Below are 22,092 nucleotides of genomic sequence, written 5' to 3' on the forward strand. Positions count from 1 at the left end.
TTCCCTGGCACCCTCACCCGGCAAATTGTTGATCGGCACAAGGGCTGCGTAGGCTCCTGTGCCGATCGGCCAATCGCCACCGCCGGTGGCCTGCACAGAGAGGGGCGCGTCCGTGGAGACCTGTCGCCTCGGCGAGCTCCTCGACGTCCTCGGCGAGCCCACGCTGCGGCTGCTGGCCGCCCCCTCCGGCCGGTCCGTACCCGTCACCGAAGTCCTGCTCCACGACGCGCACGCCCCGTTCCCGTCCCGCGCCCCCGGCGCCCTGCTCCTGGCGGTCGGCGTCCGGGCGCAGGCGGCCGGGCCGCTGGTGCGGCAGGCGGCCGCCGCCGGCATGGCCGGCCTCGTCGTACGCGGCGAGGACGGTCCCGTCGCCGAGGCCGAGGAGTGCGGTACGGCGCTGCTCGCCGTGGACGAGGAGGCCGCCTGGCACCACGTCCACCTGCTGCTGGCGTCCGCGCTCGGCGCCCGCCGTCCGGCCGACGGCAGCGGGCTCGGAGATCTCTTCTCGTTCGTCAACGCCGTGGCCACGGCAGTGGGCGGCGCCACCGTCATCGAGGATCCGCGGCAGCGCATCCTCGCGTACTCCACCGTGCCCGGGCAGGCCGTCGACGAGGCCCGCCGGCAGGGCATCCTCGGCCGCCAAGTCCCGGGCAGCGACGAGAACACCCGCCAGTACCGCCTCCTGTTCGCCACCGAGGGCCCGCTGCGGCTGCCCGCGCTGGAAGACGACGAGCTGCCCCGCCTCGCCGTCGCCGTCCGCGCCGGCGGCGAGACCCTCGGCTCCGTGTGGACCGTCGACGAGGGAACGCTGACCGCGGACGCCGAGGAGTCCCTCGCCCAGGCCGCCTCGACGGCGGCGCTGCTTCTGCTGCGGGCGCGGGCGGCCGAGGAGTTGGCCCGGCACCAGACAAGTGACCTGCTGCGCCGCCTCCTTGACGGCACCGCCGACCCCGCCACCACAGCCCACCGCCTCGGCCTCACCCCCGACGCCCCCGCCCGCGTGGCTGCCTTCACCCTCGACGGGGCCGCCTCGGCGCCGGACGGCGAACAGGCCGCGCTGCGACTGCTGGATCTCGTACGGCTGCAGTGCGAGGCCCGCTACGGGCAGCACGCCTGCGGACTCGTGGACGGCCGGGTGTACGCGCTGCTGCCGGTGACCGACGAGCGCGGCGGCGAACGGCACAAACGCCTCGCGCAGGACATCGTCCGCCGCGCCGGGCAGGCGCTGCGCGTCCCGGTACGGGCCGGACTCGGCGCGGCCGTACCGGATCCGGCGCAGGTACGCGGCTCACGCGAGGACGCGGATCTGGTCCTGCGCGTCCTGCGGCCGGACGAGGAGGTCGCGGCGGTGGACGAGGTACGCGCCCGCGTCACCCTGCTGCTCCTGCGCGAAGTCCTCGGCGAACGGCGGGAGTTGACGACCGGCGCGTGGCAGCGGGTGCTGTCCCACGACGCCGAGCACGGCACCGACTACGCCCGCACCCTGGTGTGCTGGCTCGACTCCGGCTGCGACATGGCAGGCGCGGCCAAGCTCCTCGCCATACACCCCAACACCTGCCGCTACCGCCTCAAACAGGCCCAGCACCACCTCACCCTCGACCTGGAAAACCCGGACGAACGTCTGGTGCTCTGGCTCCAGTTGCGCACACTCGCGGGGCTCAAGGGCGCTACCGACTGAGCCAGGCGCGCAACTTCCGTTCGCATTCGTGGAGTTGAGCGAGGGGGACGTACTCGCCCGCTGTGTGGGCCAGGGTCGGGTCGCCGGGGCCGTAGTTGAGGGCCGGGGTGCCGCGGGCGGTGAGGCGGGCGACGTCGGTCCAGCCCAGTTTGGGGCGCGGCGTCGCTCCCAGGGCCGTGACGAGCGAGGCGACCGCGTTCTGGCCCAGGCCCGGGAGGGCGCCGGGGGTGATCTCGGTGAACTCCACGTCGTACTCGGGGAAGAGGTCGCGTACGTATGCCTCGGCCTGCTCGGCCGTGCGGCTGGGTGCGAACCGCATGTCCAGGGTGATCACGCAGGTGTCGGGGACGACGTTGCCGGCGATGCCCGCGTGCACGGCGACGGCGCTCAGGCCCTCGCGGTACTCCAGGCCGTCGATGACGATCCGCTGGGCGACGTGGTCGTCGAGGCGCTGCAGCACGGCGGCCGCGCGGTGGGCGGCGTTGACGCCCTTCCACGCGCGGGCGGTGTGCGCACGCTCCCCGCGTACGGTGACGTCGGCCGTCAACACGCCCTGGCAGCCCGCCTCGACGCCCGCGTCGGAGGGCTCCATGAGGATCGCGAGGTCGGCTTCGAGGAGGTCGGGGCGTACGGCGGCGATCCGCGCCAGGCCGTTGCGGTCGCCGGGCACTTCCTCGCACTCGTAGAAGAGGTAGGTGACGTCCCGTACGGGGTTCGCGAGGGTGGCCGCGAGATGGAGCGCGACGGCGACGCCGCCCTTCATGTCGCAGGCGCCCAGCCCGTACAGCAGTTCGCCCTCAAGACGGGAGAGCAGGTTCCCGGCGGCCGGGACGGTGTCCAAGTGGCCCGCGACGATGACGCGTTCGCCGCGGCCGAGCGTGGTGCGGGCGGCGACGGAGTTGCCGATCCGCTCCACGCTCAGGTGCGGTACGGCGCGCAGCGCGGCCTCGACGGCATCGGCGAGTCCGGCCTCCTCGCCACTGACGGAGGGGGTGTCCACCAGGGCACGCGTGAGCGAGGGGAGATCCGCGGTCGGGTCGAGCGCAGTCATGAGGCGGGGTCCTCCTGTCGGTTCCGCTCGCACATCGTCCACCACGGCACTCCTCCGCTCCTCGTTCTCCAGCACCTGATGATGCGGAACGGGAAGCGGTCGGGGATGTGCGCTCAGGCCAAGATCGTGCGCCGCGGGTTGGAGAATCGGCCAACGGCCGTCGGAGGGGGGTGGCTACCGGCCCGAGTTACTGGCTCAACTGCTCGGCCTTCGCGGCCCGTCGGGCCAGGACGTCGTCGCGCCGCTCTTCCATCTGCCGCAGCGCGTCCTTGCGGTCGCGTTTGGAGAGGCGGTCGAGGTAGAGGCGGCCGTAGAGGTGGTCGGTCTCGTGCTGAAGGCAGCGGGCGAAGTAGCCCGTCCCCTCGATGACGAGCGGCTTGCCGTCCAGGTCGACGCCCCGTACGACGGCGTGGTCGGGGCGGGGAACCGTTACGCCCGCGCCCGGTACGGAGAGGCAGCCCTCGTGGTCGTCGAGGAGGCGGCGGCTGCCGGGGTCGGGCGGGTCCAGTACGGGGTTGATGATGTGGCCGACATGCCGCACGCCGTCGTCGTCCGGGCAGTCGTAGACGAACAGCTGCAGGTCGACGCCGACTTGGTTGGCGGCGAGGCCGGCGCCGTCCGCCACGTACATCGTGAGGAACATGTCGTCGATCAGCGCCGACAGTTCGGCGGAGCCGAAGTCGGTCACTTCCTGGCACCGGCGGCTCAGGACGTCCTCGCCGACCTCCGTGATCCGGCGCACCGAGCCCCGCCGCGCCTCCGGCGCCGCCGCGGGAAAGGAGTCAACTGGACTCCCCTGCAAGCGAACCCGCCGGTCGGTCGACCGGGACCGGCCGTCCGGAACAGACATCTGATCTCCCCTTCTCCGCACGCCCCGCCCGCCGCGAACGACAGCACGGCCGGACGCTCGCGGCCAAGGACGCCTCACCTTCACCTGCGCGAAAGGCACGATACCGAGCCCGGTCACGACGTCGCCCCCGCCGGGCCCGGCGGGGGCGATCTTGCGTCGCGGGTGCGCGGACACCTTCACCGAGGCACCGGGCTCAGTCGCAGGTCACCTTGTCACGCGGGGTGTAGTGGGTACGGAACGGCTCGCGCTTCACTTCCTCGCCGCCCTGGTAGAAGACCCGGTCCACCTTCACGTCGAAGCCTTCGAGCGGCGTCTGCGGCTCGCACGACTCCTTGGCGCCGGGCTTCTCCTTGGGCTTCTGCACGTTGGTGCGCGGCCCCTTGACCGACTTCACGTCGTCGTACTTCTTCGTGCCGAGGAAGTTGACGGTCACGGACGTGTCGGTGGACTCGGCCTGGATGTACATGGCCTTGCCGGAGTCGTTGTTGAACTTCAGGTCCAGGTTTCCCCAGGCGACCGTCGCCTCGCGGCCCTCCGGGTAGCGCTCGATGTAGAAGGAGTGCGCGCCGTACTCCACGGGCTTCAGCCCGGAGAAGAACATCGCGTTGAACACGGTGGTGGCCACGGTCGAGACGCCGCCGCCGGCCGCCTTCGTGTACTGGCCGTTGAGGATGATGGAGCCGTCGGTGAAGCCGTTGGCCTTGGTGCGCTCGCCGACGGTGTCGTTGAGGCTCCAGTTCTCGCCCGGCTTCACGACAGAGCCGTTGATGAGGTCCACGGCCCGGCCGATGTTCTGCGTGCGGTAGGGAGCGCGCTCGAAGTTGACGGTGAAGGAGCCCATCTTCTCCTTCAGGCCCATCTTCTTCGCGCTCTCGCCGGTGAGCTTCGGCTCGGTCTTCTCCGTGGCGACCTTGCCGGTACGGGCCTCCGCGCCGGACCGGGTGAGCAGCGGCAGCACGGCCTTGCCCAGCGCCTTGTCCGTGAACTCCCGGCCGGTCTTGGCCTCGTCGGCCACCACGACCCGGTCGCCTTCGAGCTTCAGCTCGGCGTCCTCGGCCTTGCCCGTGACCTCCGACAGCGGCCGGGCCACCTCGGGGTCGGAGCGCAGGCCCTCGGCGTCGAGCTTCGGGGAGAGCTTGCCGGCCTCGTCCGGCTTCATCTTCAGGTGCTCGCCCAGGACGGTCTGCGAGATCGTGAGCCGCTTGCCGCCCACGTCGAGCGTGACCGGCGCCGACATGGCCGGGCGCGCGAACTTGTGCGCCGCCCGCTGCGTCTCCGCGGCACTGACCTTCGGCTCGGTCTCGCGTGTGGGCAGGGCCGTGGCCTTACCGCCCCGGTCCTCGCCGTGGGTGAAGGCCGTACGCAGGGTGCCGACGGCGGCGTCCACGTCCAGGGCGTACCCGCTGCGCGGTGTGATCTCGCGGACCTTGCCGTCGTCGAAGGTCACGGCGCCGTCGCGGACCTTCTGGTCGTGCGTCTTCGCCAGCTTCCCCAGGGCGGTCCGGGCCTTGTCCTCGTCCATGCCGGTCACCGGCTCGACGGCGCCGCCCGAGTCGAACAGCCCGCCGATGACGGTGACGGGATCGGAGCCGGTACGTGCCGCCCGGTCGACGGTCTGCTGCGTATCGAAGGTGAGCCCGGCCTTCTGCGGATCGATCTTGCCGGTACGGTCCCCGACCTTGACGGGGAGATCACGCGAGCCGGCCGCCGGCAGATGCTTGTCCAGCTTCTGTACGGCCGCCGCGCGGCTCAGTCCTCCGATGTCCACACCTCGCACCGTCGTGCCCGCCTCGACATCACCGCTCGCGAGCAGCCCGGCAACGTACAGGCCGCCGGCACCGAGAGTCAGCGCACCACCTGCCAGCACGACGGGCGGAACGGAACGTATTCGACGGCGCATGGAACTCCCTGGGAGTGGAGGGGCTGACGGCACACCGGGGCACAGTGGTGTGCAAGGGACGCCGTCCACGCTAACGACAAACGGGCATTAGGTGTATATGTCCCGTGTCACGCCAGCAGCGGACCGGCTCCATGAGCGGCTCGACGGCATGGAATCTCTGGCGCCACGTCCACGAGCTGCGGCTCAGGCGGGGACCGCGTGCTGCTGTCGGTACGTGAGCGGGCTGACACCGTAGTGACGCTTGAAGGCCGTGCTGAAGGTGAACGGGCTGGTGTAGCCGACCTGGGCGGCCACACGGAAGACCGGTACGTCGTCCTGCCGCAGCAGGTCGGCGGCGAGGGCCAGGCGCCACGAGGTGAGGTAGGCCATGGGCGGTTCGCCCACCGCAGCCACGAACCTGCGGGCGAAGCCGGCGCGGGACATCCCGACTGCCCGGGCCAGGGAGGCGACCGTCCAGGGCTGGTCGGTCCGGTCGTGCATCAGGTCCAGCGCGGCGCCGATGACCGGGTCCGTACCGGCGCGGAGCCATCCGGGCGGGTCGGCGGCGGAGGAGGCGGCCCAGTGGCGGATCGCGGTGACCGTGAGGCCGTCCAACAGCCGGTCCAGCAGGCTGGCTTGGCCGATCCCCTCGCCGTGGATCTCCTCGGCGAGGACGTCGATGAGCCCCGGGCGGTGGTCGGCGGCCCGCATCAGCAACGCCCGCGGCAGCGCTCCGAGGAGCCGGGAGCCGGTCTCGCTGACGCTCTGGTAGGTGCCGACGAGCATGGTGTCGCGGCCCGTCGCGGCGTTCCCCCAGGTACGCACCCCGCGATGGGTGGGGAGCTCCAGACTCGCGCCGGCCGGTGTCTCGCACTGGCCGCCGGGGTGGATGACGGCCTGCGGCGGCCGGTCCACGGCGTCGGCGAACAGGTACGGGTCGGGCCGGGCGATCAACAGCAGGTCACCCGCGCCCAGTTGGACCGGGTCGCCCGCGTCGGGCACGTAGCAGGCCGATCCGGCTGTCATCGCCACCACGGACAGTGGCGCCTCGTCCTGCACGCGCACGGCCCAGGGCGGCGCCATCGTCACCCGCAGCAGGAAGGCGCCCTGCGCGCGTGGGGCGTCCAGGAGCGCGGTCAGCGGGTCCATGAATCTCACGGTAGACGGATTCACATGAACGGGCGGCTTTCGCCCATGGATGATCTCGCCGTCCCGGGCTTTTCTGGACGCATGACCACTACGCCGAGCACAGAGCAGCGCATCGGGAACAGCGGCTTCAGGACCGCGGTCATGGTCGCGGCCACGATGACGACCGGACTGGTGGCGGGCGTCTTCGTGGACTGGTCGAACACGGTCATGCCCGGTCTGGGCACCGTCGATGACCGCACCTTCGTCGAGGCCTTCCGGGCGCTCGACGCGGCGATCACCAATCCGCTGTTCCTCGGCGTGGGCTTCATGGGCTCACTGCTGCTCACGGGGCTGTCCGTGGCGCTCCAACTCCGCGCGGGGCAGCGGCCGGTGCTGATGTGGCTCGGCGCGGCGCTGGCGTGCTGCCTGGTGGTCTTCGCGATCACGTTCGGCGTCCATGAGCCGCTCAACGAGATGATCCGGACGGCCACGGAGAGCGGCGGCAACGCCGATCTCGCGGCCGTACGAGCCCAGCTCGACGAGACGATGTGGACGGCCTGGAACACCGTGCGGGCAGTCGCGGCGACGATCGGGTTCGGCTGCCTCACCTGGGCCCTCGTGATCCACCGCGGCCCGTCCCGGCCCGCCGGCCGACCGGCGGCGCGGCCGGTGACGAGCGCGGGCGAGCCCCGCGGGGACGCCTGACAGCAGTGACCTGGACGGAGGGCGGCGCGCGGCGTACTCGGGGCAGCCTCGCGTTCAACCCCGTGTCAGCCTCGCGTTCAGCCTGGCGCCGGTCTCGCGTTCAGCCTGGCGCCGGTCTCGCGTTCAGCCTGGCGGCCTCGCGTTCAACCTCGTGCCGGGCTCGCGCCGTTGGCCTCGTGTCAGCCCGTCTCGTACGTGGTTGCCTGTGCGGTCGGTGTCGGGTGTGCGGCGAGTGCGCGGTCGACAGTGGCGGTGATGGCCGGGACGACGGCCGTCATCCCCGGCTGCCATCCGGGCACCGCGTTGACCTCGCAGACGGAGAAGGTGTCGTCGTCGGGCCCGAAGAGCAGATCCACTCCGGCGACGGTGAGCCCCAGCGCGCCGGCGGCCCGTACGGCCAGCTCCTCCGCCTGCGGGTAGCGGCCGGCGCACAGCGTGGGCCGGCCGCCCTTGGCCAGGTTCGACTTCAGGGCGCCGCCGTGCGAGGTGCGGACCTCGGCGGCCACGGGCTCGCCGTCGACCACGACCACGCGCAGGTCCCGGCCGTGCGAGGCGGCCGCGTACTCCTGGAAGAGCAGCGGCACCTCCTGTGCGAGGTTGCCCTGCACGTCGTGCAGGAGCTGCGCGTCGGAGGCGAGGAACACCTGTCCCCCTTTGCTGCCGCAGACGGACTTGACCACGCAGGGCGCCTGGAACCGCGGGCTGTGCAGGACGCCCTCCAGCGGCGCGTTGGCGTAGGAGAGGGTGTCGGGCACCGGCAGGCCGGCGAGGGCCAGGTCCTGCAACTGCCCGTACTTGTTACGGCACTTCAGGTGGGCGTCCGTCGGGTTGAGCAGGGTGGCGCCCATCCGCTCCAGCTGACGCAGGAGGGCGACCTCACGGTCGTAATGCATCGACGTGGGCATCTGGCGCACGCAGACCACCTTCGGCGCCGGGACTTCCACGCCGCCCAGGGTGTACAGCACGAGGCGTCCGCCCCGGACGCCGAACAGCAGCTCGTCGGTACGCCACAGAGCGAACCGGGAGCCGTGGGTCCGCTCAAGTTCCTCCGCCAGCTGGAGTGTTGAGCGCAACGGGACGGTGGGGTACTCGCGCACCAGCATCCACACGTCGGCCTGCGGCGCCGTCATCCACCCCATGCGAACCGTCTCTCCCTCGTCGTTCCGTTCCCCTGACCGGGCTCCCCCAGCGGACGGGCCGCTCCCCGGGCCGAGCGTCCCAGCGTACGCAGCCGCGAGCACCGCCTGCCCCACACCCCTAGGGGCGCATGACGATCTTCCCCACGTGGCCCCTGCGGGCGAGTTCTTCCTGCGCCTGTGCGGCCTGTTCCAGGGGGAACGTCGCGGCGATGACGGGCTGGATCCGGGCCTGGCGGGCCAGGTCCATGAGGAGGCCGAAGTGCGTGGGCGTGTGCATCGCGGAGCCGATGACCTGCGCGTTGTGCAGGTAGAGGCGGCGTACGTCGAAGGCCACTTCGTACCCACCGAGTGCGCCGGCGATGACCCACCGGCCGCCTTCACGCAGCAGTGGCAGTCCCTCGCTCACCAGATCCCCGGCGACGACGTCGAGTGACACGTCGATGCCCTCCGGGGCGGCGGCGCGGATCTGCTCGGCCACGTCTCCCGCGCGGTCGACGACTTCGTGCGCACCCGCCTCGCGCACCGCATCGATCTTGGAGCCGCTGCTGATGGCGATCACCCTCGCGCCACGCGCACGGGCGATCTGCACCGCCGCGAGGCCGACACCGCCGGACGCTCCGGAGACCAGGACGGTCTCGCCGTTCCGCAGCCGGCCCCGCTCGATCATGCCCAGCGCCGTTCCGTAGGCGGTCGGCAAGGACGCGAGCTGGTCGTCCGTGAGCGGGGAATCCGTCGCGTCGTGGACGTGCCCCGCCGGCGCGGTCACGTACTCGGCGTACCCGCCGTCGCGTTCGCTTCCCATCAGGCCCACCGGATTCGCATCCGGCCCTTCGGCGTCGTAGATCGCCGGGTCGACGACCACTCGGCGGCCGACGAGGTTCCCGTCCACGCCGGCGCCGGCCGCCACGACCCGGCCGGCCACGTCGGCGCCCTGGATACGCGGAAAGTCGACCGGCCCCCGCCATCCGGACAGCGCCTTCGGGTCTCCCGGCCGGCCGTAGGCACCCTCCCGGGTCCACAGGTCTGTGTTGTTCAGCGCCACCGCACCGACCTTGACCAGCACCTCTCCAGCTTGCGGGACAGGCACGGCCACTTCGGCCGGCTCGAGAACCTCCGGCCCTCCGTGCTCCACGATCCGCACCGCACGCATGGTCTCGGACACACTCATCGCTCGAACCTCCTCGCAGGTATACCGATCTGTCTACCGACCACGGTACACCGATCGGTTAAGTTGTCCAGGACGCGGGGTGCGGGGCGCGGGACGCAGGACGCACCGCCCGGCCGCCGCCTCGTGGCGGCACTCCGGGGTGCAGGGCACTGGCGGGCTTGCGCCCTCACGGACGAACATGGCGCGCATGACTGACCAACCCGCACGTTGGAGCCAGGCCACCACGTACCCCGACATGTGGGCCGACCCGGACGACGACCCGCGCGACAGCGAAGGAGACCGCCCGGAGGGCGAACTGGCGACGCTGCAGGACTTCTTGACGGGCTATCGCATGACCCTGCGCATGAAGTGCGAGGGCCTGAACGCCGAGCAGCTGGCCCGCCGCTCGGTTCCGCCCTCGACGATGTCCCTGCTGGGGCTGCTGCGGCACCTCGCCGAGGCGGAACGGGACTGGCGCAGCTGGATCACCGACGGCGATCCGCTGCCAACGCTGTACGGCGACCCCGACGGGGACTTCGACGGGTTCGTCGGCGAACAGGCCGAGGTCGACGCCGCGTACGCCTCACTGGAGCGCGAACAGGCCGCGACCGACGCCGCGTTGGCCGAGTACCCGGACCTGGGCGAGCGTCCGGGCAAGGACGGCACGGCAGTTCGGGAGCTGCTGGTGCACCGCATCGAGGAGTACGCCCGCCACTGCGGACACGCCGACCTGCTGCGCGAACGCATCGACGGAAGGGTGGGCCAGTAACTGTCTTGTGGGTTCCGACAAGACCGGGCCCGGCCGTTCATGCCATGCACCGTTCTTGCCCGTACGAGGGGCTGTACGTCTTGTTCGCGTATCGAGCGCCGCTCTAGTCTCGCCGCACCCGGCTCGGCCGTCCTCGCGCACGGGTGACACAGGGAGAGCTCCCCCTCGGAGGGGAGGAGACGGTGCCCAGGGAGGCGCGAGGCGTGAGCGAACACTCGCCGTACGAGGCGAATTGGCCGACCGACGCGGACGGGGTGAACGCACCGCCCCCGCCGGACGCGGAGAGCGGGCAGACAGACGCGGGGGCGGACGGGCCCCGGCACGAGGCGTCACGCGGCAGGCTGCGGCGCCGGAGTCTGCTCGGCGGGGCGGGCGCAGCCGGACTCCTCGCGAGTGCGGGGACCGGCAGCGCGGCGGCGCGGCCCGCGTCCGCATCGGATCAGGTGTCGGCCGAAGACCGGCCCCGGAAGCGCGCGTTGGGTCCTGACGACTTCGACGCCGAGCGCCTCCTGCTGCTGCCGGGGCTGACGCTGCTGCCCGACGGGCCGCGGCGGGGCCAGGCCGTCCTGGTGGAAGGCGGGACATTCAAGGAGGTCGGACCGGCTGCCCGGCTCACTGCCCGGCACCGCGATCTGACCCCGGTCGATCTGCCGCACCACCTCCTCATGCCCGGCTTCGTTGACGCCCACCACCACCTCACCCAGTCCTTCGGCAAGGCGCAGGCCTTCGGCCAGCCCTCGGAAATCTTCAAGACCGTCTGGGAGCCCCTGGAGCGCGCCCTGGACGAGGACAGCGCTCAACTTTCCGCGCAGCTGGCCGCGTTGGAGGCGCTGCGCGGTGGCTTCACCACAGTCGCGGACGCCGGTACGCGCGCGCCGGTCGACGTCGCCGTCGTCGCCGAGGGCGCGCGAGCGGCGGGCGTACGGTGCGTCCTCGCCAAGGTCGTCTCGGACGGCAAGGGAGGCCCGGAGCACCTGTCCCGCTGGAACGGTGGCCGCGGCCGGGACCTCGTCCACCCTTCGCTCGCCGTGCCCGTACCCGAGGACGCCACCGACGACGTTCTGAAGAAGACCTCCGCGCTGTGCGAGGAGGCGGGTGCCGTCCTGCAGATCCACGTCAACGAGCACCTCGCCGCAGTGGAACGTTCCCTTAAGAGCGTCGGCCGCCGCCCCCTCCACCACCTGCACCACATCGGCGCCCTGGGACCGCAGTTGCTGGGCGCCCACGCGACGCTCCTCACCCCCGAGGAGATCCGCATGGCCGCCGACACCGGCGCCGCGCTCAGCTACAACCCGGTCGCCAGCGCCTGGAAGGGCAACGCGGTCGCGCACGCCAACCTGTGGGCCGCGCTGGACATCCGTTTCGGCACCGGCACGGACGGCACCCGCGGCGACGGCTTCCGTCTCGTCGACGCGGCGGAGTCCGCGCAGCGCCTCACTCACGGCATGGCCGTGGGCGACTCGGTGTGCGGGGGCGGCCGGCGCTGGCTGGAGCACGCCACCTCCGCGAGCGCCGAGGCGCTGGGACTCGGCAAGGTCACCGGCCGTGTCGCCGCGGGGCTCGCCGCCGACTTCCTCCTGGTGGAGGTCGACGACGTCCCGGAGCTGACGCCGTCCTGGGACCGGGCCTGGGAGTTGGTACGCCTGACCGGGCGCGATCAGATCACCGCCGTGTTCGTCGCGGGCAGGCTGCGCGTATGGGACGGCTGGCCCCCGCACTGGGATGGCCGCGCCCTGGTCGAACGGGCCAAGAGGGTCGGCCGCGAGGTCGTACGCCGCGCGGGCCTGCGCACGGTCGATCCGCTGCCGGAACGCTGAGGCAGCACAACGGAGCCTGGGGGCTCAGCCCTTGGGGTGTGTGCCCGGGGTGTGGCCGAAGGTGCGGCGGAAGGCGTCGATGAAGGCGCTGGCGGACGACCAGCCGCACAGGTGGGCGACCGTGGTGACGGGTGTGTTCCCGGCCAGCAGGACCAGCGCGTGGTGGAGCCGCAGTTGGGTGCGCCACTGCGGGAACGTCATGCCGAGGTGGCCGCGGAACAGCCGGGACAGGGTGCGGTCGCTCGCTCCCACCTCACGGCCCAGTTCGGCGAGGGTACGGCCGTCCGCCGGGTCGGCGCGCAGGATGTCGCACAGCGTCTGCAGCAGGGGAACGGTCGGCGTGGGCAGGTGCAGGGGTTCCTGGGGCGAGGCCCGCAGCTGGTCGAGCAACACCGCGCGCAGCCGGGCCCGTTCGGGGCTGTCGTCACCGGGGGGCCGGGTGTAGGCGACGATCAGTTCGCGCAGCAGCGGTCCCACCGCGAGCACGGTCGGCGTCTCCAGGTTGAGCGGGTTCTCGGCCGCCGGCAGCCCCACCAGGTGCAGTTGGAGGTCACCGTGGGCCTGATGCGCGTGCACGGTGCCGGCGGGTATCCAGATGGCACGGGTGCCGGGGGCCACCCAGGAACCGGCGCCGGTGGTGACGGCCAGCACTCCGCGGCCGGCGTAGACGATCTGGTGGTCGTCGTGGCGGTGGGTATCGATCACGGCCCCGGGCGCCAGTGACTTGGTGCGGGTCGGGGCGACCGGCTCGTGGCGGATACTCGTCATGGCCTGGCAGATTATCGGAAGTGCGACACGGCTCCCGGCGCCGACGATGACGGGATGCGAAGGAAGACATCCCTCACCTTGTTGTCCGCCGGGCACGCCTGCGTCGACATCTACCAGGGCGCCGTGGCGTCCCTGGTGCCGTTCTTCGTCGCCGAGCGCGCCTACAGCTACGCCGCGGTCTCGGGCATCGTGCTCGCCGCTTCCCTGCTGTCGTCGGTGGCGCAACCGGTGTTCGGCATCCTCACCGACCGCTGGGCGATGCCGTGGCTGCTCCCGCTCAGCACGCTGCTGGGCGGTCTGGGCATCGCGCTGAGCGGGGTGAGCGGCTCGTACGCGCTGACCCTCGTGTTCGTCGCGGTGTCCGGGGTGGGCGTGGCCGCCTATCACCCGGAGTCCGCACGGGTCGCCCGGCTTGCCGGCCGGGGCAGCCACAGGGGGATGGCCTGGTTCTCGCTCGGCGGCAACCTCGGCTTCGCGGTGGCCCCGCTCATGGTCACCGCTGTGGTTGCCACGGGGGGCCTGCGGCTGACGCCGCTGCTGGTGCTGCCGGCGCTCATCGGTACCGTGCTGTGTCTGCCCGTGCTGCGTGCGCTGGAGCGGCAACAGGCCGCCGGGGCCGGTACGGCGGTACCGGCCGGAGACGACGACAGAGCGTCGTTCGTGAAGCTGTCGCTGGCCGTGGTGTTCCGGTCGATCGTGTTCATCGGTCTGAGCACGTTCATCTCGCTGTTCGCCAAGGAGCGCATGGGCGGCAGCACGGCGGCGGGTACCGCGGCACTGTTCATGCTCTACCTCGGTGGCGCGGTGGGCTCCGTACTGGGCGGCACACTGGCCGACCGCTGGGACCGCGTCACCGTCGCACGCTGGTCGTACCTGCTCTCGGCCGCAGCAGTCGCGGGGGTGGTGTTCGTACCCGGCCCGGCGTTGTACCTGTTCGTGGCGCTGACCTCGGCCGGCCTGTACGTCCCCTTCTCGCTTCAGGTCACGCTGGGGCAGGACTACCTGCCCTCGCGCGTGGGCACCGCCAGCGGGATCACGCTCGGTCTGACCGTCAGCATCGGCGGTCTGGTCACCCCGTTGATCGGCCGCATCGCCGACGCGACCTCCCTGCAAACCGCCCTGGCGCCGCTGGTGTTGATGCCGGCGCTGAGCTGGCTGCTGTTCCGCACCCTGCCCGAACCCGTCGTGCCGCACAGTGCGGCCGCGGCCCCTCCGAAGACAGCCGGCACCGGCACCGCACTCTCTCCGTCCGGCCCGGATCACCGCTGACCGGCCCACACTGTCTGGAGCCCGCCGCCGCCCGGTGCGATGTCCCGCTGGGGCGTCAGGCGGAGGTGGAGGGGGCCTGCGGGGACGGCAATTCGACGCGCGCCCGGGCCACCGTGGCGTCGTGGAGGTCGAGTTGGGTCTCTTCGGCTCCGGTGAGGACGGTGTCGAAGCGTTCCAGCCGCCGGCTGCCGAGCGAGACAGTGCCGTCGAGCACCACCAGAGCGGTGTCGGTCACGGCCGAGACCGACAGCGGCCCGTTGCCGCGGAAGACGCCGAGGCTGCTGCACAGTCCGCTGCGCGCCATGAGGTTGAGGGCGTGCGCCCGGCCGTCGACGGCGGTCGTGGCCACTTCCGCGTCCCCCGCGAACGACACCACGTCGGTGTAACGCACCTCGTGTGCGGTCCCGTCGACGGACAGCTGAAGAGGTACGGGCGCGGCCGACATCAGATGGCGGTCCATCCCCGGGAGGGAGGAGAAGGGACCGGTTTCCTCGATGTCCGCGAGGCTCAGCCGCCACGTGCTCGTCCCCGGCGCATCCGCAGCGGGCGCACGGTGGATCTCGCGTGTCCAGCCCCGCCCGTTGGCCCACCGCTGAGATTCGAGAGCGGCCATCCGTACAACGCGCGCGTTGCCGGCCGCGTCGCCTCTGGGCTCTCCGGCGGGTGACATCGGTGAGGCCATGTCGCGCTCGTCTCCTCGTGGTTCGGGCCCGGCGATCGGTTCGTGGGCAGGAGCCACGGTACGAACCACCGGCAACGCGCGCGTACAGCGGGATCCCCTCTCCCGGGGCGGCCGTCACGACGCGGGGCTGTCAGCCGCCCCGTTGCCCGCCGAACACGGGATGGCCCGGCGATGCACCCACGGCCGACCCGGGCCAACCCCGGAGGGACGGTCCCGGGCCGGCCGTACGGCGTGCAGCCTTCACGACGCCCTCGTACGTCGGCGCCGCAGCCCTCAACTGCCGTGCCGTGTCTCAGGCGTTGGGGTCGAAGGGAATGCCGTCCGGCTTCGCGTCGGAGAGATGACCGTTGAACGTGTCGTCCTTGATGCCGAGCGTGGCGGAGCCGAAGTCCGCCTGGGTCAGCTTGTCCCGTACGCCCGCCGGGTAGCCGTCCCAGCCGACGAGGGCGGGGCGCTGCCAGGCGCCCTTGTGGTTCTCGGGCGGTTCGTCGCCGCCGTCGTTCTTGGCGGCCCGGAACGCGTGGGTGCTTCCGCCGTCCTTGTGGTAGACGACCTTCGGGTGGGTGTCCTCGAAGGGCAGATCGGACTTCTTGTGTACGGCGAAGCCGCCGTGCGCCGAGGTGGACACGTACTCCGCCCGGTCGTTGTGGACCCACACCACTACGTGCTCCCAGTCGTGCCGGTGGCCGGCGCTGCCGGGCCCCAGGGACGCCTGGTCCTTCTCGAAGTAGGAGGCGTAGGCGATGGCGCACCAGTCGTTGTTGCACTTGCTGCGGGAGTAGACGTTGGTGTTGTCGAGGTCGGACTCGTCGCGGCAGGAACCGTTCACGTCGCCGCCGAGCTTCAGCCCCGGGGCGATGGTGCCGTCAGGGCCGACGGCGGGCGTGGCGTAGCAGCCGTCCGTGTCGTAGTCGTAGGAGGGCTCGAACTTGTTCTCCATGTCGCCCGCTTGAGCGGGAAGCGCCTGCGGAGGGTCGGCGAACGCCACCCCCGGCAGCGCGACGACCAGCGCGAAGGCCCCGGCCACGAGGGCCGGGGCCTTGACGCCCCGCCTTCTTGCCGGGCGGGGCCGACTGGCTATGGGTGCCTGGGCGGTGCGTGTCTGTCTCATGGAACGCTCCGGTGTACGTGGGGGGTCGAACGCGGCTCATGGTGCCGCCGTTGCCATGGACGCATCCTGGGAGATCGACTCGACGTGCTGATGTCCCCTCCGTGGACGGGCAGTTGCCCTTTCAGGCAGTTGCCGTTTCAGGCAGTTGCCCTTTCAGGACGCGCGAAGGTGCGAGGCACCCACGGCCACGCGGCACCACCGCGTGCGTCTCCCCCTGCCCACATCGCCCAGTCGGCCAAACCGGCAACTCCCGTACTCACGTTTCACACGACAACGCCCGCCGAGGACCGCCAACACCCGCCGCAGGTCCCGCCGTTGCGGCTGCCACGGTCGAGCGGTGGAAGGCGTGGCGGCCTCGGTGAAGCTGGACGAGCCGGAGTTGGTGTGTTCAGCGGCGACCTCGGCGCCCTGGCACCGCTTGGCGCCAGACGGCACCACGTCGCACCGCTCCCCGAGTGGAACGAGCCCGCATGACGCCACCGTCACCCAGACTGGCACCACCACGTTTCCACAGTTCAGAGCACTTACCCGAGTCACTCGCCCAGAAATGCCACCTCAACGCTTGCGCATGGCGCCATAGTGGTGCCACTATGGCGTCATGGACCTTACGCCTTATGTCGACACCCTCCGCCGCGAGCTCGCGGTGGCCGCCGAAGCCGGCGGGGAAGAGGCCCGCGAGCTGGCCGAGAGGCTCACCACTCCGCTGGAGTCGGCGACCCGGCTGACCATGCTCAACGTGCTCTCCGCCGCGATGGACGAGATCACCCGTGAGCTCGCTCCCGGCTCGGTCGACGTACGGCTGCGGGGGCTCGACCCCGACTTCGTGGTGACACTGCCGCTGAGCGACAGCGGCGCCCACGCGGAGCCGGCCGCACCTGTCGAACCGTTCAGGGCGCCCGACCCGACCGAGGGCGACGAGGGCGGCACCGCCCGCGTCAATCTGCGTCTGCCGGCCCACCTCAAGACCCGCGCCGAGGAGGCCGCGGCCCGCGAGGGCCTGTCGGTCAACGCGTGGCTGGTGCGCGCCGTTTCGGGCGCGGTCGACGACGGCACCCGGCCGCGTACGACGGGGAAGACCCAGACGATCGGCCAGAGCTTCACGGGCTGGGTGCGCTAACCGCCCGCCCACCCGCACCACTTCACTCACACCACGTCCCACCAGGGGGGACGTCCTGAAGACTCAAGAGGACGGGACAGCCATGCCTACTTTCGACACTCCCGAACCGATTTCGGTCACCGCCCACATGGACGCCGGGTCCATCCAGTTCACCGCGAGCGACCGAGCCGACACCGTCGTCGAGTCGCGGCCCCGCGACCCGAAGAGGGACGTGGACGTGAAGGCGGCAGACCAGACCGAGGTCACCTACGCGAGCGGTGTACTGACCGTCAGGACGCCCAAGGGCAATCTGCTCGGCCTCGGCCGCACCGGCACCGTCGATGTGACGGTCGAACTGCCTACGGGCTCACGCATCGACATGACCGGCGCCTGGGTCCAGGTGCTCGGTGAGGGCAGGCTCGGACGGACCCAGGTGAAGACCTCGTCCGGCGACGTCCGCCTGGAGGAGACCGGCCCGCTGCAGCTGAAGGCGTCGCACGGCTCGATCACCGTGGACCGGGTCGAGGGCATGGCCGAGATCACCACCAGCTCCGGCAGCCTGCGCGTCGGCCTCGTCGACGGCCCCGCCGTCCTGAAGAACTCGCACGGCACCACGACCGTCGGCGCCGCGACCGGCGAGCTGCGAGTGAGCGGCGCGAACGGCGACATCGAGATCCGGCGCGCCGAGGACTCGGTCACCGCCACGACTGCGCACGGCACCCTCCGCGTGGACGAAGTCGCCCGCGGGACCGTCCAGTTGGAGACCAACTACGGCGCCATCGACGTCGGCGTCCGCGAGGGCACGGCCGCCTGGCTCGACGTCAGCTCGGACTCCGGGCAGGTGCGCAACGCACTCACCACGTCCGAGAGCCCCAAGGAGTCCGAGGACACCGTCAAGATCCGCGCCCGTACCCGCTACGGCAACATCGACGTCCGCCGCGCCAAGGTCTGACCCGCAAGAGCCGGGCTCAACTCGCCTCTCTCCTCACCCACTTCAGCCTTCTCACAGGAGGGCACCATGCGTTCGTCTGTCATGCCCACATCCAGTCAGGCCGACGGTCACCCGTCGCCGGCCGCGGTCTCCGCGGTCGGTCTGCGCAAGTCCTACGGGGACAAGACCGTTCTGGACGGTATCGATCTGCACATCCCGGCCGGGTCGGTGTTCGCGCTGCTCGGGCCGAACGGTGCCGGCAAAACCACCGCCGTGAAGATCCTCTCCACGCTCATCACCGCCGACGGCGGCCAGGCCCAGGTCGCCGGCCACGACCTCGCCACATCCCCGGACGGGATACGGGCCGCGATCGGTGTGACGGGCCAGTTCTCCGCCGTCGACGGCCTGATCACCGGCGAGGAGAACATGCTCCTCATGGCCGACCTGCACCACCTGCCCAAGGCCGAGGGGCGGCGGGTCACCGCCGAACTGCTGGAGCGCTTCGACCTCGTCGAGGCCGCCACGAAACCCGCCCAGAGCTACTCCGGCGGCATGAAGCGCCGCCTGGACATCGCCATGACGCTGGTCGGCAGCCCTCGGATCATCTTCCTCGACGAACCGACCACCGGCCTCGACCCCCGTAGCCGCCACACCATGTGGGGCATCATCCGCGAGCTCGTCTCCGACGGCGTCACCGTCTTCCTCACCACCCAGTACCTGGACGAAGCCGACGAACTCGCCGACCGCATCGCCGTATTGAACGACGGAAAGATCGCCGCCGAAGGCACCGCCGACGAACTCAAGCGGATCGTCCCCGGCGGGCATGTGCGCCTCAGGTTCGCCGACCCGGCCGCGTATCAGTCCGCCGCCCTCGCCCTGCGCGAGGTCACGGCGGACGACGAGGCACTCTCGCTGCAGATCCCCAGCGACGGGAGCCAGCGCGAACTGCGCGCCCTTCTCGACTGGCTGGACTCCGCCGGCGTCCAGGCAGACGAACTGACCGTGCACACCCCCGACCTCGACGACGTCTTCTTCGCCCTCACCGGCTCCACCGTGCCGAGCCGGCCCCACCAGCCCAAGGAGGCTGTGCGATGAGCTCTCTCGCCCTCGCCGTGCGCGACTCGAACACGATGCTGCGCCGCAACCTCCTGCACGCGCGGCGCTACCCCTCCCTCACGCTGAACCTGCTGCTCACGCCAGTGATGCTGCTGCTGCTCTTCGTCTACGTCTTCGGCGACGCCATGAGCGCGGGCCTCGGCGCCGGCGCCGATCGCGCCGACTACATCGCCTACATCGTCCCCGGCATCCTCATGATGACCATCGGCAGCACCGTCGTCGGCACAGCCGTGTCCGTCTCCACCGACATGTCCGAGGGCATCATCGCCCGCTTCCGCACCATGGCCATCCACCGCAGCTCCGTCCTCATCGGACACGTCGCCGGCAGCGTGGCCCAGTCCGTCATGAGCGTCGCCCTCGTCGGCGCCGTCGGCGTGGCCATCGGCTTCCGCTCCACCGACGCCACCCTCCTGGAGTGGACAGCGGCGTTCGGGCTGCTCGCACTCTTCTCCCTGGCACTCACCTGGATCGCCGTCGGAATGGGCCTGATCAGCCCCAACGCCGAGGCAGCCAGCAACAATGCGCTGCCGCTCATCCTCCTCCCCCTCCTCTCCACCGCCTTCGTCCCGGCCGACTCGATGCCCGGCTGGTTCCAGCCCGTCGCCGAATACCAGCCCTTCACGCCCGCCATCGAAACCCTCCGTGGCCTGCTGCTCGGCAGCGAAATAGGCCACCACGGATGGATAGCGATCGCCTGGTGCCTGGGCCTCGCCACGCTCGGCTACTTCTGGTCGAAGTCCACCTTCAACCGCGACCCCAAGTAACCCCACCGGCCGGCAACTTGAAGCCCACGCCCACCCCACGGCGGAGCCGGGCCACGCGCCCGCTGCCGTGGGCGAAGGCGGCCGGTGCCATGCGAGGTGCGGCGTGGGCGACCGGGTGCAGACCGTCGCCCACGCCGCTGGTACGCGGCTGCGGATGAGGCGGGGTTCCTCACACCGCGTACCGTGCGCCGAGGACCAGTTCGGCAACATCTTCCTCAGCGCCACACCCCACTCAGCCGTCACACTCGGTCCGCCGGCAGCCGACGCGTACCTCCCGAAACCGCCCGTTCGGCGCGAACCGGCGGGCTGGGGGTAACACCGCGGGCGCGGACAGCGCAGAGACGACAGCGGGCCCGCTCAGCGCAATGCCCGCAGGCCACGGCCCCGAGTCTCCTGTGGGGGGAGGTCCGACGGGCCGTGGCCGCTTCCGTGGCACCACGGCGCGGAAGCCGCTGCGAGGCGTACGGCGGGCCGCGTACGCCAGGAGTCCACCCAGCCGTACGTCATCGGGTTCTGACCGGCCCCTCCCCCGCTCCCGAGGGGAATGGGCCCGCTCGCACGGGCTGTTCGAGGGGACATGACGAACGATCAGCGTACGATCACCAACCCCGACACGCTCCACGACCCGACGCCCCTCAGCTACAGCCACGCCGTCTCCGCCCCCGGCGAACTCGTCTTCATCAGCGGCCAGTACGCCTCCGACGCCACCGGCACTCCCGTACCCGGCGACTTCGCCGCACAGGTGGACCTGGCCCTCGACCGGCTGCGCGCCGCGCTGGAGGGAGTCGGCCTCGGGTACGAACACGTGGTCCGTCTCGGCACGTTCATCGTCGACCACGATCTGGACAAGCTGGAGACCCTCGGCAAGGCGCTCACCGCCCGCTTCGGCGACCGCCTCCCGGCCCAGACGCTCAGCGGCCTGGCCTCACTCGCCCTGCCGGGCATGCTGTTCGAGGTCGACGCGGTAGCCGTACGCCCGTAGCCCCGGGCGGCAAGCGGCGTGAGCCCCAACACGGCCCGCGTCTGGTCCACTCCGGGGGAGCGGACCAGGCGCGAGCTGCACCGCCCACACCACCGTCGCCGTCACGGCCACCGAGAACCTCGACTTGTTCCGGTGAGCGCCGCCTCCGGCGTCAGGAGCGCCGGGCGCGGGCAGTGAGGCGGTCGGCGAACGCGAGGACGAGGTCGCGCAGTTCGTCGGGGCGCTCGATGGTGAACGGCCGGTCGAGGGAGGCGAGCACCGGAGGCAGCCAGTCGAGGCGTTCCACACGGAGTTCGACGTGCAGCCAGCGCTCGGCCGCAGAGTCCGGGTCCGCGGCAGAGTCCGGGTCCGGGTCCGCCGCACGGCCCGGGTCCGCCGCGGACGAGGGCTCCTCCACGCTCGCGACGCTCGCGGGAAGCCGGGCGCGGATCTGCTCCGGCGTCCCGTGGATCCGCAGGGTCACCTCATGCCGGTACGCCGCGGTGACGAACCCGGCCAGGACGCGCTGGGCCGGGTCCACCGCGGCGGGTGCCTCGAACGTACCGGGCAGGGCCCTGGCGTCGGCGATGCGGTCGAGCCGGAAGGTCCGGTCCTCGCCGATCCCGGGGTCCGGGCCGGTGATGTACCACCGGCCCGCGTGGGACACGATCCCGTACGGGTGCAGCGTGCGGTCGCTGCGCCGGCCGTCGCGGTCGGTGTACCGGAGGGAGACCGGCCGGTGGTGACGTACCGCGTCGGCGAGAGTGAGCAGGACCCCGGCGTCAGGCGTGGGGAACTCGCCGGAGGGTTCCGTGAACGCGAGGGATTCCAGGACCGTGTGGAGCCGGCGGGCGAGGTGCTCGGGCAGCACCCGCCGGATCTTGGCCGCGGCCGTCTCGCTCGCGGCTGCTGTCGCCGTCATCAACCCCGCCCGGCGGCCGGCGGCCAGTCCGAGCAGCACGGCGAGTGCCTCGTCGTCGCTGAGCATGAGCGGAGGCAAGCGGTAGCCGGGGGCGAGGCGGTAGCCGCCGTAGCGGCCGCGCACTGCTTCGACGGGTACGTCGAGGTCGATGAGCTGGTCCACATACCGCCGCACGGTGCGTCCTTCGACGCCGAGCCGGCCGGCGAGTTCGGCGATCGTCCGGGTACCGCCCGACTGCAGCAGTTCCAGGAGGGTGAGCACGCGGCCGGTGGGTCGGGACATGTTCCGAGCCTAGAGCAGATAGTGGAC

Annotated in this window: 20 protein-coding genes; 10 read left to right on the top strand and 10 right to left on the bottom strand. The window is 71.5% G+C overall.

Annotation, left to right across the window (positions count from 1 at the left end; all coding sequences use genetic code 11):
* Positions 1-112 precede the first annotated feature (112 nt).
* Positions 113-1,678, top strand: coding sequence for a PucR family transcriptional regulator (locus AC3AGO_RS03515; RefSeq protein WP_487818613.1), 1,566 nt, complete (start codon positions 113-115; stop codon positions 1,676-1,678).
* Here AC3AGO_RS03515 and dapE read toward each other — a convergent pair.
* From dapE to AC3AGO_RS03535, 4 genes are all read right to left on the bottom strand, one after another.
* Positions 1,668-2,729: a succinyl-diaminopimelate desuccinylase gene (gene dapE, locus AC3AGO_RS03520; RefSeq protein WP_487818614.1), complete on the bottom strand. Its 1,062-nt coding sequence runs from the start codon at positions 2,727-2,729 to the stop codon at positions 1,668-1,670. The two genes, AC3AGO_RS03515 and dapE, sit on opposite strands and share 11 nt — an antisense overlap.
* A gap of 187 nt (positions 2,730-2,916) precedes the next feature.
* Positions 2,917-3,579, bottom strand: coding sequence for a peptide deformylase (gene def, locus AC3AGO_RS03525; RefSeq protein WP_487818615.1), 663 nt, complete (start codon positions 3,577-3,579; stop codon positions 2,917-2,919).
* A 193-nt stretch (positions 3,580-3,772) separates the two neighbouring features.
* Positions 3,773-5,479, bottom strand: coding sequence for a VanW family protein (locus AC3AGO_RS03530; protein WP_487818616.1), 1,707 nt, complete (start codon positions 5,477-5,479; stop codon positions 3,773-3,775).
* A gap of 183 nt (positions 5,480-5,662) precedes the next feature.
* A complete protein-coding gene (locus AC3AGO_RS03535; protein ID WP_487818617.1) occupies positions 5,663-6,607 on the bottom strand; it encodes an AraC family transcriptional regulator in 945 nt (314 codons plus the stop codon).
* A gap of 81 nt (positions 6,608-6,688) precedes the next feature.
* Between AC3AGO_RS03535 and AC3AGO_RS03540 the strand changes: the two genes are divergently transcribed.
* The gene (locus AC3AGO_RS03540; RefSeq protein ID WP_487818618.1) at positions 6,689-7,291 is read left to right on the top strand and encodes an anthrone oxygenase family protein; all 603 of its coding nucleotides are present in this window, start codon (positions 6,689-6,691) and stop codon (positions 7,289-7,291) included.
* Positions 7,292-7,470: 179 nt separating this feature from the next.
* Here the strand turns inward: AC3AGO_RS03540 and AC3AGO_RS03545 are convergent, their stop codons facing one another.
* Positions 7,471-8,430 carry an ATP-grasp domain-containing protein gene (locus AC3AGO_RS03545; protein ID WP_487818619.1) on the bottom strand — a complete coding sequence of 320 codons (960 nt, stop codon included), beginning with the start codon at positions 8,428-8,430 and terminating at the stop codon, positions 7,471-7,473.
* A 118-nt stretch (positions 8,431-8,548) separates the two neighbouring features.
* On the bottom strand, positions 8,549-9,598 hold the full coding sequence (locus tag AC3AGO_RS03550; RefSeq protein WP_487818620.1) for a zinc-binding dehydrogenase: 1,050 nt from the start codon (positions 9,596-9,598) through the stop codon (positions 8,549-8,551).
* Positions 9,599-9,776: 178 nt separating this feature from the next.
* Between AC3AGO_RS03550 and AC3AGO_RS03555 the strand changes: the two genes are divergently transcribed.
* Positions 9,777-10,346: a DinB family protein gene (locus tag AC3AGO_RS03555; protein WP_487818621.1), complete on the top strand. Its 570-nt coding sequence runs from the start codon at positions 9,777-9,779 to the stop codon at positions 10,344-10,346.
* 203 nt (positions 10,347-10,549) lie between these two features.
* On the top strand, positions 10,550-12,163 hold the full coding sequence (locus tag AC3AGO_RS03560) for an amidohydrolase family protein (RefSeq protein WP_487818622.1): 1,614 nt from the start codon (positions 10,550-10,552) through the stop codon (positions 12,161-12,163).
* Positions 12,164-12,187: 24 nt separating this feature from the next.
* On the opposite strand, the gene AC3AGO_RS03565 is transcribed toward AC3AGO_RS03560, so the two are convergent.
* Positions 12,188-12,931: a helix-turn-helix transcriptional regulator gene (locus AC3AGO_RS03565; protein WP_487818623.1), complete on the bottom strand. Its 744-nt coding sequence runs from the start codon at positions 12,929-12,931 to the stop codon at positions 12,188-12,190.
* A gap of 54 nt (positions 12,932-12,985) precedes the next feature.
* Between AC3AGO_RS03565 and AC3AGO_RS03570 the strand changes: the two genes are divergently transcribed.
* Positions 12,986-14,200 carry an MFS transporter gene (locus AC3AGO_RS03570; protein WP_487818624.1) on the top strand — a complete coding sequence of 405 codons (1,215 nt, stop codon included), beginning with the start codon at positions 12,986-12,988 and terminating at the stop codon, positions 14,198-14,200.
* Positions 14,201-14,255: 55 nt separating this feature from the next.
* Here the strand turns inward: AC3AGO_RS03570 and AC3AGO_RS03575 are convergent, their stop codons facing one another.
* Both AC3AGO_RS03575 and AC3AGO_RS03580 read right to left on the bottom strand, forming a co-directional pair.
* Positions 14,256-14,882 (bottom strand): HutD/Ves family protein, encoded by a 627-nt coding sequence (locus AC3AGO_RS03575; RefSeq protein WP_487818625.1) that lies wholly within the window; start codon positions 14,880-14,882, stop codon positions 14,256-14,258.
* 292 nt (positions 14,883-15,174) lie between these two features.
* A complete protein-coding gene (locus tag AC3AGO_RS03580; RefSeq protein ID WP_487818626.1) occupies positions 15,175-15,993 on the bottom strand; it encodes an NPP1 family protein in 819 nt (272 codons plus the stop codon).
* Positions 15,994-16,591: 598 nt separating this feature from the next.
* Between AC3AGO_RS03580 and AC3AGO_RS03585 the strand changes: the two genes are divergently transcribed.
* The 5 genes from AC3AGO_RS03585 to AC3AGO_RS03605 all read left to right on the top strand — a co-directional run bounded on the left by AC3AGO_RS03585 (position 16,592) and on the right by AC3AGO_RS03605 (position 20,882).
* Complete coding sequence (locus AC3AGO_RS03585) at positions 16,592-17,110, top strand: hypothetical protein (RefSeq protein WP_487818627.1); 519 nt, start codon at positions 16,592-16,594, stop codon at positions 17,108-17,110.
* A gap of 82 nt (positions 17,111-17,192) precedes the next feature.
* The gene (locus AC3AGO_RS03590; protein ID WP_487818628.1) at positions 17,193-18,041 is read left to right on the top strand and encodes a DUF4097 family beta strand repeat-containing protein; all 849 of its coding nucleotides are present in this window, start codon (positions 17,193-17,195) and stop codon (positions 18,039-18,041) included.
* Positions 18,042-18,107: 66 nt separating this feature from the next.
* Complete coding sequence (locus AC3AGO_RS03595) at positions 18,108-19,115, top strand: ATP-binding cassette domain-containing protein (protein WP_487818629.1); 1,008 nt, start codon at positions 18,108-18,110, stop codon at positions 19,113-19,115.
* Entirely contained in the window at positions 19,112-19,900 is a 789-nt protein-coding gene (locus AC3AGO_RS03600; RefSeq protein WP_487818630.1) for an ABC transporter permease, read from the top strand. Before AC3AGO_RS03595 ends, AC3AGO_RS03600 begins: the two co-directional genes overlap by 4 nt.
* A gap of 577 nt (positions 19,901-20,477) precedes the next feature.
* Positions 20,478-20,882: a RidA family protein gene (locus AC3AGO_RS03605; RefSeq protein WP_487818631.1), complete on the top strand. Its 405-nt coding sequence runs from the start codon at positions 20,478-20,480 to the stop codon at positions 20,880-20,882.
* A 151-nt stretch (positions 20,883-21,033) separates the two neighbouring features.
* On the opposite strand, the gene AC3AGO_RS03610 is transcribed toward AC3AGO_RS03605, so the two are convergent.
* Positions 21,034-22,065 carry a helix-turn-helix transcriptional regulator gene (locus tag AC3AGO_RS03610; RefSeq protein WP_487818632.1) on the bottom strand — a complete coding sequence of 344 codons (1,032 nt, stop codon included), beginning with the start codon at positions 22,063-22,065 and terminating at the stop codon, positions 21,034-21,036.
* Between the last annotated feature and the right edge of the window lie 27 nt (positions 22,066-22,092).

The sequence above is a fragment of the Streptomyces sp. BL1 genome (assembly GCF_057628045.1).

What these genes read in the sequence shown, in the direction of transcription:
- dapE (WP_487818614.1), bottom strand. Translation starts at nt 2,729, where the DNA reads ATGACTGCGCTCGACCCGACCGCGGATCTCCCCTCGCTCACGCGTGCC.
- def (WP_487818615.1), bottom strand. Translation starts at nt 3,579, where the DNA reads ATGTCTGTTCCGGACGGCCGGTCCCGGTCGACCGACCGGCGGGTTCGC.
- AC3AGO_RS03530 (WP_487818616.1), bottom strand. Translation starts at nt 5,479, where the DNA reads ATGCGCCGTCGAATACGTTCCGTTCCGCCCGTCGTGCTGGCAGGTGGT.
- AC3AGO_RS03535 (WP_487818617.1), bottom strand. Translation starts at nt 6,607, where the DNA reads ATGGACCCGCTGACCGCGCTCCTGGACGCCCCACGCGCGCAGGGCGCC.
- AC3AGO_RS03540 (WP_487818618.1), top strand. Translation starts at nt 6,689, where the DNA reads ATGACCACTACGCCGAGCACAGAGCAGCGCATCGGGAACAGCGGCTTC.
- AC3AGO_RS03545 (WP_487818619.1), bottom strand. Translation starts at nt 8,430, where the DNA reads ATGGGGTGGATGACGGCGCCGCAGGCCGACGTGTGGATGCTGGTGCGC.
- AC3AGO_RS03550 (WP_487818620.1), bottom strand. Translation starts at nt 9,598, where the DNA reads ATGAGTGTGTCCGAGACCATGCGTGCGGTGCGGATCGTGGAGCACGGA.
- AC3AGO_RS03555 (WP_487818621.1), top strand. Translation starts at nt 9,777, where the DNA reads ATGGCGCGCATGACTGACCAACCCGCACGTTGGAGCCAGGCCACCACG.
- AC3AGO_RS03565 (WP_487818623.1), bottom strand. Translation starts at nt 12,931, where the DNA reads ATGACGAGTATCCGCCACGAGCCGGTCGCCCCGACCCGCACCAAGTCA.
- AC3AGO_RS03570 (WP_487818624.1), top strand. Translation starts at nt 12,986, where the DNA reads ATGCGAAGGAAGACATCCCTCACCTTGTTGTCCGCCGGGCACGCCTGC.
- AC3AGO_RS03575 (WP_487818625.1), bottom strand. Translation starts at nt 14,882, where the DNA reads ATGGCCTCACCGATGTCACCCGCCGGAGAGCCCAGAGGCGACGCGGCC.
- AC3AGO_RS03580 (WP_487818626.1), bottom strand. Translation starts at nt 15,993, where the DNA reads ATGAGACAGACACGCACCGCCCAGGCACCCATAGCCAGTCGGCCCCGC.
- AC3AGO_RS03585 (WP_487818627.1), top strand. Translation starts at nt 16,592, where the DNA reads ATGGACCTTACGCCTTATGTCGACACCCTCCGCCGCGAGCTCGCGGTG.
- AC3AGO_RS03590 (WP_487818628.1), top strand. Translation starts at nt 17,193, where the DNA reads ATGCCTACTTTCGACACTCCCGAACCGATTTCGGTCACCGCCCACATG.
- AC3AGO_RS03595 (WP_487818629.1), top strand. Translation starts at nt 18,108, where the DNA reads ATGCGTTCGTCTGTCATGCCCACATCCAGTCAGGCCGACGGTCACCCG.
- AC3AGO_RS03600 (WP_487818630.1), top strand. Translation starts at nt 19,112, where the DNA reads ATGAGCTCTCTCGCCCTCGCCGTGCGCGACTCGAACACGATGCTGCGC.
- AC3AGO_RS03605 (WP_487818631.1), top strand. Translation starts at nt 20,478, where the DNA reads ATGACGAACGATCAGCGTACGATCACCAACCCCGACACGCTCCACGAC.
- AC3AGO_RS03610 (WP_487818632.1), bottom strand. Translation starts at nt 22,065, where the DNA reads ATGTCCCGACCCACCGGCCGCGTGCTCACCCTCCTGGAACTGCTGCAG.